This window comes from Lentibacillus salicampi, assembly GCF_004565465.1.
GTDB lineage: Bacteria > Bacillota > Bacilli > Bacillales > Amphibacillaceae > Lentibacillus > Lentibacillus salicampi.
Genome location: NZ_SRHY01000005.1, coordinates 166,755 through 174,842 on the forward strand (window position 1 = coordinate 166,755; position 8,088 = coordinate 174,842).

Here is an 8,088-nt window from a genome sequence, read left to right on the forward strand (position 1 = left end):
GAGATTATAGACATAATTTAGTAATTATATATACATATAAGAGAAACTAGAAAAAACGTGTTCCAAGTGTTCCAGTGAAGGTAAAATCCAATTATGACAGTGTTTATAGGGTGTAAATTGGAACAATTACCTTTATATTTAGTGTTCCATTAAGTGTTCCAGTTGAAAAAAAGGTGTTCCAGTTACAATTTAACAGAAAGGATAATCATTAATGACAGTTTATGAAGCGTTAGAAAAAATTCCATTTAAAAAGCGTGAATATTTCAAATGGAAACATGATATTAGATACGATCAACGTTTAGAGAAAAAAAGCAAGGAAGATTTTTTACGATATGTACATATGAAAACATTGAATAGTTTCTTGAAGTGGGAGAAAACACCAGAATATAGACAATTATTAATGTTGTTGCTTGAATGGCGTTCAACAGATGATTTTGAACAAATCTATGATGTAGTCAGCAATAAAGCAAAAGAAGGTGATGAAAAGAGTATTAAATTATTCTTAGATTTGCAGAAACAAATTAAACAAAATGCTAAAGCGGTTAAAGATTTAATGGGAAATGATACGGAAATAGAAGATGATGACGACTTAGCGATATAAGGGGTGATGAAGTGGCAAAGAAATTAACAAAACAAGAAAAGCTTCAGCGTATAATGAACGATTTCACTTTGTTTTGTAAGAATTTTGTACATATTGTGGATAACGCAGGGGAATTAGTCAAATTAGACTTAAACGATCAACAAATAGAATTTAATGACATAGTAAATAAGCAACGTTTTTCAATTGTAGCCAAAAGCAGACAATTAGGTTTTTCAGTTTATGCCTTAGCAAGGGCTTTTTTTATTGCCATAAATAAGCCTAATTCTAATATCATGATAGTTTCTTATAAGGAAGACTCAGCAAGGGAATTATTTAACCGTTTGAAGCGAATGAATCAATATTTGCCAAGAGATAAATATCCTAACTTGTTCCCTGATACAGTACGTGATAACCGTAATGAATTAATATTAAGTAATGGATCATCTGTTTCTTCAGTTACAGCAGGAAATAAGGATATTGGGCGTGGAAGTACATATACAATGATTCACTTGTCAGAGTTTGCTTTTTATGGCAATCAAGAAAAACAGTTATTGTCAGCAGAACAAGCACTTGCAAAAAGTGAGGACAGTAGGCTTATTATTGAAACTACATCTAACGGTATCGGGAATCATTATTATAAATTGTTTATGTCGGCTTATCGTGGACATTCAAAGTATACAGCTTATTTTGCTCCCTTCTATTCGTCCGGTTATAAGAAAATGTGGGCAGATGAATATGAGGAAGCGTGGAAGTGGTATAGAAGTTATTTTAAGTCCTATCCATCTGTTAAGGATTTAGATGAAGATGAAAAGGTTTTACATGAAAAAGGGGCGACATTAAAACAAATTGCATGGAGACAGTGGAAACTAATGGATATGGATTTACAAGAGTTTTGGCAAGAGTTTCCCTCTAATCCTATGGAATCGTTTGTTTCAAGTGGAAACAGTGTATTTGAACAAAATAAAATTATGCAGCGTATCAATCACATAATGCCAGCCATTAATAAAAAGGATATACAAGACATTCCAGACAGTTTAAAAAAATACATAGGCAAAGAGTTATACATATATCATGAATACGATAAGAAAAAGAAATATTATGCTGGAATTGATACAGCAACAGCTTCATCTGGTACTGGAGACTATTCGACAATAACCATTTTAGATGAAGAGGGTATAGAAGTAGCCAGTTTTGGCAGTAATAAATTACCAGTATATAAATTTGCTAAGGTTGCCAATGATTTATTAAGACATTACGGTCAGGCTTTTGTAGCGATTGAACGTAATAATGTTGGAATTGTTCTTATTGAAAAATTACGTGATGATTACGGTTATTTAAATATGTATAAGGAAAAGCTGTTTGATCAGCGTGGAACACATAAGAAACAGTTAGGATTTACGACTACCAAGACAAGTAAGCCAGTATTGATTGAAAAGTTTAAGGAACAATTTGAACTCGGTTATATCCTTTTGAATGATAAAGAAACATTAGAGCAGATGCAGATATACCAGATTAATAATGATAATGGAAAGATGGGCAATAGTGGAGTAGGGAATGATGATAAGGTTATAAGTGCTTCTTTATCTGTATTGGCAAAATTAGAAAATAAATGGTACGTGTAACTCATTTCATTCTATTGTGAAGTGAGATTTTTTAATTATGAAAGGAATTGATTATATGCAATTAGAACAGTTGATACGTGAAAAATATGACGGTAGTTTTAAGAAATTCGTTACTCAAGAAGTACATAGTGTTCCGCAACAGCATCATATTAGGGAAATCGTAGCCATTAAAGAGTATTTAGGGGAAAACAAGCACAAAATTAAACAAAGACCAGATGAAACTTTTAACGGTGTAACATTGAAAACAGAGAAGATTGTACTAAATTATGCTAAAACGATTATTAAATTTAGCGTCAATTTTCTGTTAGGTAAGAATCCAGTTTCATTAAGTGGATCAGAAAACGTCATAGATAAATTGAACAAGGTATATAAGCGTGGCAAATATCATAAAACTGATTATCGTATACTTAATGACTTAATTCGTTACGGTGAATCCTTTGAGTATGTATATATGAAGGATGGAAAGATTTTAAGCCAAGTAATTGATCCTAGCGAAGCATATCCAGTGTATAACCATGAAAACGTCATGATAGCGTTTATTCAGGCTTATAATTCAGATGCTATTGATTATTATAACGTGTTCACAGATGAAAAGGTATATAAATATGATAATTATGGCGGAGATTTACGAAAGGTTGAGGAATCCGTTAATTTATCTGGTATGCCAGTCCATTATAAAACTGAAAATGAAATGGATAAGACTAGAGGGTATGCAGAAATAAATGATTATATTGATATTTTAGACAGCATGGAAAGCCTGTTATCTAAAAGTTTTGATGGCTATTACCGTCATATTATGGGAACGCCTGTAGTAATTGGTCAGCCATTAACAGATGCACAACTACCTAAGCATGGAAACGGTGTAGGACTTAATTTAGACGATGACAGCGATTTTAAATATGTTGCTAATCCTTTTAGTCATAGTGCATTTAAAGAGTTATACGGAACACTTAGAAATGCTTTAATGGACATATCACAATTGCCTAACGTTGTATTAAATGGTACTACTGAAATCAGTAATGTTGCAGAGGTAGCAGTAGAAGCTATCTATACATTGGCATTGATTAAAGCCAATATGAACAGTAAATACTTAGAAGATGGATTCGAGCAGCGTTTAGATAAGATCAGGGGAATACTAGCTATGCAAGATGTGACATTTAATGATGATGAATTTGATTCAGTTAGATTTGTATTTAGTCCATCAATGCCTAAGTCCGATAAAGAAATAGTTGAAAGCATTGAAAAGCTAAGGGAATTAGATGCAATTAGTATTGAATCCATTATGGATAACGTTTCATTCATTGATAAAGTACAGGAGATGGAACGGATTATAGAAGAACATAGTAATGTTAATGTAAATCAGGGTAATTCTTAATTAGGGTAATATGGTATAGATGGTGACTAAATGATAACCATTATCAATTAGAATAATGTTACATAAAAATGTTGATTTGTGGGGGATTTGAAGATATATAAATATGTTGAAAAAATCTCGCTGTTACAATAGAAATGTTTCGAGTATCGAAATAAATGTAAAAAATCTCCACAAAAACCCAAAATGCCAGCAATGCAGGGCTTTAGCTGTTATAGGCATATATGGTCAATGTCTATATAAGGGGCTATTATAAGAGATAAAGTATGCATGATTTTATACATTTTTGATAATAACTGAATATTATTACAATTTATATAAACGTTGGTATCATAGGGTTTTATGATGTTGCATAAATTATGCATATTTGATAATTATTATGTTATCTTTAAAACCAGTCATGACAACTATTCTTACTTTTAGTTAGTAGACATAATGGCTATTATGTAAACAAGGTTTTGTATATTTATAAGTTAGTAAAGTATGGCTTATTGAGGTCTATTATAGCATACGTATATGGAATAGGTCTAAATCGGTTATAGAAGGCTATACAAAGGCTTTATTTTAACCTGTAGACCCCTATTAGCAAAAATTTGGGCATAGCATACCAATTTTTACACGAACAGAAAATCTAAAATTTTAGGCATATATGCTCACATTGGATGAAATATATGGTAATATAATAAAAAAGGGGGGATGTAAAATTGAATACAAATAATAAAGTTGCAAAATGGCTTTACACATTAGGGCAGATTATTATTGTTGTAGGGATCGTGGCAGGTTTAATTATAGCAAGTAGTTCTCTGTATTTTTCATGGTCAGCATTTTTTATATATGCTGTCAGCGGTTTAATCTCAGGTATCATGTTTATAGGTTTTGGCGAAATCATTAGATTATTGGAGAATACAGGTAACACAATTGTTAAATTGGATTCAAAAGTGGAAAAAATTGAACGAGAAATACATAAATAATCGAATTTTTACCTATCCTTCATATTTGAAGGGTATTTTTTTATCTCAAATAAAGAAGGTGATCGAATGAATTTACAATATATAAAAAATCCAGAAACATATTATAACATAATCGAAAATTTACAATCTGTATCTAAAGTTACAAATGCATATTATTGTTCAAAATGTCTAGCAGTATTTCATGATTTATTGAGATGTCCAGAATGTAATAGTACAAAAATTAGAGAAGTAAAAATAATATAGGAAATATTTCTCAATAAGCAGGATTTTTGTCCTATATGTCGTATATTGTAGTAGAAGGGAGAGGGATTTAAATATGTCAAGTGAGTCACGTTATAAATTTTTTATTACATCTTTTTTTGTTTTGGGTATAGGGGGGTTTTTTGCCCTTTTCATAAATGAAACATTAGGCACTGTAATGATATTCAGTTCTTTAGGTATGGTAGTTATTATAATTATTAGTGCCTATAGTATTGGTAAAGAGAATGAAATACAATTTTATGAGTTAGTTAATAAAACAAAATCTGAATTAACAAATTTTAGTATCGATAAAGAATATACATCAAAGGATGATAAACTAGTTGTTCTGGTTGATGAAAATATTGATAGTGTATGCTTTTTTAGTAGAGATAACCTAAAAGATGGCTTCAATATAAATAAATATACCTATAGGGATATTTTAGAAATAGAAATAATTCAAGACGGTAATACCCTTACTAAAACAAATAGAGGAAGTCAAGTAGGTGGTGCATTATTAGGAAGTGTATTAGCTGGTGGTGTTGGTGCGGTAATCGGTGGATTAAGTGGATCTAGTACCTCGGAAGATAAAGTGGAAAGTTTATGTCTTAGAATTGTTGTCAATGACACTAATAATCCAGTTAGATTAGTTTATTTCCTAAAACATAAATTTGGAGTTAGAAAAAGCGAAGATATATTTGTTCATGGAAAAAAAGATTTAGAATACTGGTATAGTTTATTTAAGATTTATATTAATGAAGCAGACAAAGAAGACGAAAAAGAAAGAAATGAAACAAATGATGATGACGCAGTTACTACAAATCAATCTGTTGTAGAAGAAATTAGAGAGTTTGGAAAATTACTTGAAGATGGTCTTATTACACAAGAGGAATATAATGCCAAAAAAGAAAAAATATTAACATGAAGAATCCGAATAGGTATTTTTTATTATATAATAAGCAGGATTTTACAAATTTTTGTCGAATAATGGGTGTATAAAGGGGGTGAGAAAATGGGATTAACGTTTGAGGAATTTTGCCAGTTTAAAAGCCAGATTGAAATGCCAGAGGGTTTTGAATCAGGTGCGACAAATTTTATTTTTGAAGATGCAATAGAGTTTATAAGGGAACGTGGCTATGACGAAACAATGATTGAATTCTATCCAAAAAATATTTTCACTGAAGAATTGGTTGAACTCTATTTGTTTTTCAAAGATAAAATGACAGTGATTCAATTCCATTCAAATGGTAAAAGAAACTATTCTTTTTCAACTACAACTAGATATTACAAAGATGTTAACGAAATATCGTCCGAACGTCATCAAGAATTTAGTAGGTTGCGGATGTTTTTGAGTTTTAATGATGGTAAAGAATATAAATTTGATAATATTGATGACACAAACGTCCATTATGCAAAAAATACGAGGAAAAAGCTGGAAAACATATATAATCTTCTAGATTATTAAGCTGTCCATCATGGATGGCTTTTTTATTGCCAAAAATTAATTATATGGAGTGATTGAATTGAATAAAACAGTTTTAGAAGTGTTAAAAGTTGAATTAAAAGGGCTAAAAGGCTATACAGATGATGAATTAGAGATTTACCTACATAACAATGATTTAGATAAGGAAGCTACATATGATAAGTCTATGAGGATAGCATTACTGGAGGCAGCATTAGAAATATTAAATTCAATGGCTAATAACCAGTCATACTTTGCCAGTAAACAGCATGAAGATTTTTCTGTATCGGACTTTGCTACTAATCTCCAGAATAGAATAGATCAATTAACTGTACAAATTCGCAAATTAAAAGCAGAAAAAAGCAACTCACCAACTTTTATGCTGTTCAATGAGTAAAGGGGATTTGAAAAGATGAATCAAAAAGAGTTGATCAAATACTTTAATAGACTAAATGAGCAAAATAAAACTTGTGAATTTGATGACTACAAAAGAAGATTGCTACAAATTAAATTAGATACACTTAATATTGAATTTAAACTTAATAATAAAAATTACGTATTTCATAATACGAGTATTAATAATCTAATGCGCATATTAAAAAGTAAAAAGTTGCTTCCAAATGCTTTCAATAGTAGTGAAATGAAAGAGAGGTTTGGTGGTTTACCAATAACAGCTACTAACCAAGAATCAGGAGTAATGGAATGTAAAATAATGGAGTTTTTATCGGGTAACTGGGTCATTGATGATGAATTAAAAACAAGGTTACAAGTTTTAAAATATTTGATAAATGATAAAAAGCCTAAAACATACTTACTGGATCATCTCAATCCTTTGGCATTTTATCTTGAACAAGAAAAGAGCGTTATTCTTGGTATTAATCCAGAAACTACAAATGTCATTGAAAAATTTAATTATAAAGAAATATATATACAATCACAGAAACAGAAAGAAATTACATATTGGGTTAAGGAAAATGAAGAAAAATTTATTTTGGATTATGTAAAAAGTCTTGCTAAATATAATAGGTCTGAATTTATAACATATGGAGAAATACCATTACACCTAATTGAATGTATTATTGTCCTAGATAATTTTGAAATTTCCGATGTAATTAATTTAAAACAACAAGAAAGGAATGATTAAATGCTAGAACAGGAATTTACAAACTTAGTAAATGATTTTGGTGTTCCAGTAACATTAAATGATGAAACAACCACACGTAAGGCAATATTATCCAGTCAAACGTTATCTGATACATTACCAGATTTTGACGACAAAACAATACATAGTGATTTTCCTATAAAACGTGGAGATGTAATTACGTATAACGATACAAAATATCTGATTATTAGTGATGTTCAAGCAAAGCGATCATATGAATATAAAGCAACTATTAGACCAATGACTAATGCTTTTCAATTTACCTATATGACTGATGGTTATTACGAGGAGACAGACCGCTTTGGCAATCCTATATGGATACGAGAACCCGAAGAAGTAACAGAAGATTTGCCATGTATAGCCCAACAAGAAGGAAGTCCGACAATAGAAAGTGGTCAAATTAGATTGCCAGAAGAACGTATCATAGTTATAATGTCTGATGACAATATAAGTCAACAGATTGAAATAAATTCAAATCATCAGATGATGAATGATACTTACAACATCGTAAATATTAACTTGCTTCAATCAGGATTAAGAATTTTCACGATGGAATGATTACAGCCATCGGAATTTACCACCCTTGCCATCTTTTTTACCACCGTTTGCCAAGGTATTTACCACACATTGCCAGTGTATTTACCAATGGTTGAAAAAGCCCTACAGACCAATGTTTTAAAAG

The 8,088-nt window shown here is 30.6% G+C and carries 9 protein-coding genes; all 9 read left to right on the forward strand.

From position 1 onward, the window contains the following. Positions 1-211 precede the first annotated feature (211 nt). The 9 genes from E4U82_RS06735 to E4U82_RS06775 all read left to right on the forward strand — a co-directional run bounded on the left by E4U82_RS06735 (position 212) and on the right by E4U82_RS06775 (position 7,964). A complete protein-coding gene (locus E4U82_RS06735; RefSeq protein ID WP_135109386.1) occupies positions 212-601 on the forward strand; it encodes a hypothetical protein in 390 nt (129 codons plus the stop codon). An 11-nt stretch (positions 602-612) separates the two neighbouring features. Then, entirely contained in the window at positions 613-2,202 is a 1,590-nt protein-coding gene (locus tag E4U82_RS06740) for a terminase large subunit domain-containing protein (protein WP_135109388.1), read from the forward strand. 37 nt (positions 2,203-2,239) lie between these two features. Then, positions 2,240-3,577, forward strand: coding sequence for a phage portal protein (locus E4U82_RS06745; protein ID WP_135109391.1), 1,338 nt, complete (start codon positions 2,240-2,242; stop codon positions 3,575-3,577). A gap of 701 nt (positions 3,578-4,278) precedes the next feature. Further along, entirely contained in the window at positions 4,279-4,545 is a 267-nt protein-coding gene (locus tag E4U82_RS06750) for a hypothetical protein (RefSeq protein WP_135109393.1), read from the forward strand. A 316-nt stretch (positions 4,546-4,861) separates the two neighbouring features. Then, positions 4,862-5,707, forward strand: a complete 846-nt coding sequence (locus E4U82_RS06755) for an SHOCT domain-containing protein (protein WP_135109395.1) — start codon at positions 4,862-4,864, stop codon at positions 5,705-5,707. Between the two features lie 87 nt (positions 5,708-5,794). Next, positions 5,795-6,247 (forward strand): hypothetical protein, encoded by a 453-nt coding sequence (locus tag E4U82_RS06760; protein WP_135109397.1) that lies wholly within the window; start codon positions 5,795-5,797, stop codon positions 6,245-6,247. A gap of 58 nt (positions 6,248-6,305) precedes the next feature. Beyond that, entirely contained in the window at positions 6,306-6,641 is a 336-nt protein-coding gene (locus E4U82_RS06765; protein WP_135109399.1) for a hypothetical protein, read from the forward strand. Positions 6,642-6,656: 15 nt separating this feature from the next. Then, the gene (locus E4U82_RS06770; protein WP_135109400.1) at positions 6,657-7,388 is read left to right on the forward strand and encodes a hypothetical protein; all 732 of its coding nucleotides are present in this window, start codon (positions 6,657-6,659) and stop codon (positions 7,386-7,388) included. Then, a complete protein-coding gene (locus E4U82_RS06775) occupies positions 7,389-7,964 on the forward strand; it encodes a hypothetical protein (protein ID WP_135109402.1) in 576 nt (191 codons plus the stop codon). It abuts the gene before it with no gap. The last annotated feature ends 124 nt before the right edge of the window (positions 7,965-8,088 follow it).

Coding starts and splice junctions, on each gene's coding strand:
- E4U82_RS06735 (WP_135109386.1), top strand. CDS start 212: ATGACAGTTTATGAAGCGTTAGAAAAAATTCCATTTAAAAAGCGTGAA.
- E4U82_RS06745 (WP_135109391.1), top strand. CDS start 2,240: ATGAAAGGAATTGATTATATGCAATTAGAACAGTTGATACGTGAAAAA.
- E4U82_RS06755 (WP_135109395.1), top strand. CDS start 4,862: ATGTCAAGTGAGTCACGTTATAAATTTTTTATTACATCTTTTTTTGTT.
- E4U82_RS06760 (WP_135109397.1), top strand. CDS start 5,795: ATGGGATTAACGTTTGAGGAATTTTGCCAGTTTAAAAGCCAGATTGAA.
- E4U82_RS06770 (WP_135109400.1), top strand. CDS start 6,657: ATGAATCAAAAAGAGTTGATCAAATACTTTAATAGACTAAATGAGCAA.
- E4U82_RS06775 (WP_135109402.1), top strand. CDS start 7,389: ATGCTAGAACAGGAATTTACAAACTTAGTAAATGATTTTGGTGTTCCA.